The sequence below is a fragment of the Paenibacillus sp. 01T422 genome (assembly GCF_056398785.1).
Genome location: NZ_JBFTQB010001201.1, coordinates 1 through 1,499 on the forward strand (window position 1 = coordinate 1; position 1,499 = coordinate 1,499).

Genomic DNA, 1,499 nt, shown 5'->3' on the forward strand with positions numbered 1-1,499 from the left:
CTACTGAAGGAGCCGACTTCGCCTCATCATTTGAGGCTAGCGACCCCCTAGTGACATGGGAAAATACCGTGGAGTCAGACAACGATGGGAATCCTTTGAGATCCGGTATTGACGGGAACACGCCTTTCGCGGGCATCCCGGGGAGCATCACGAATAAGGTCGTGGAAGTAACAGCTAGAGGAGAATACGCGTCTTCAGGTGAAGTAGCTGCCAACTTAATTGATTCAAACACGAATTCCAAATGGCTGGATACGAGCTCGACTAGCTGGGTAAGATTCAAGCTTAGTGAAGCTTCGGCAGTTGTGAGATATGCGTTGACCTCAGCGAACGATTCGGCAGGAAGGGACCCTAAGAACTGGCAGTTTGAAGGCTCCAATGACGGCAGCACCTGGACGCTACTTGATACGAGAACCAATCAGACATTCAGCGAACGTTTTCAGACGAAAGTATATGATTTTGCAAACGAAACACCTTATGTCTATTACCGCTTAAACATTACGGCGAACAGCGGCGATCCTTATATTCAGATGTCCGAATTCCAGATTTCCAATGGCATTATTCTGCCACCACCTCCACCGGCGGACATGAAGTCCTATGTATCGAACGGACCGTCAGGACTTTATAATGCGAAATCCAATGCAGGTTGGACGGGGGCAAAAGGGTTTACCTATTCCGGAACCCACTTGGTGGACGGCCGAGCGTACTCCTACAATAAAGTTTATGATGCTAACATTACCGTGACGCCAACGACGGAACTTTCCTATTACATTGCTCCGGAATTTACGGACAAAGCTCAGATGGATTACTCGAGCACTTACGCAGCGGTTGATCTCGCCTTCTCAGATGGCACTTATCTGCACAATCTTGGTGCGCTGGATCAACATGGCATTAAACTCAATCCCCAAGATCAAGGCAACTCCAAGACACTTTACAACAATCAATGGAATTTCAAAAAATCCAACATCGGGGCCGTTGCCTCCGGCAAAACAATTAAACGTATTCTAATTGCGTATGATAACCCGGCAGCGAAGGTGGGAACAGGCTTCAAAGGCACGATTGATGATGTCAAAATCGAGGGAACTCCTACACCTGCCAATTACAACCGACTCTCCGATTATGCCAACATCCTCAGAGGCACGCAGTCCAATGGAACCTTCTCCAGAGGAAATAACATTCCAGCCGTTGCCGTCCCGCACGGATTTAATTTCTGGATACCCAAAACAAATGCAAGCTCAGATTGGGCTTATTATTACAATCAGAGCAATAACGCGAACAACTTACCTACGATTCAAGCTTTTGCATTAAGCCATGAACCAAGTCCCTGGATGGGCGATCGGCAGACGTTCCATGTGATGCCTTCCGACACCGTGGGAACTCCGAATATTAGCCGTACGACAAGGGCATTGCCTTTCAAGCACGATAACGAGATTGCGAAGCCTTACTACTACGGCGTTACATTTGAGAACGGTCTCAAAACAGAGTTTACGCCAACTGATCAC

Annotated in this window: 1 protein-coding gene; it reads left to right on the plus strand. The window is 47.8% G+C overall.

Going from position 1 to position 1,499, the window contains the following annotated elements:
* Positions 1 to 68: 68 nt before the first annotated feature.
* On the plus strand, positions 69 to 1,499 hold a 1,431-nt coding region (locus AC1DUA_RS37175; protein WP_477504499.1), incomplete at its 3' end, for a discoidin domain-containing protein.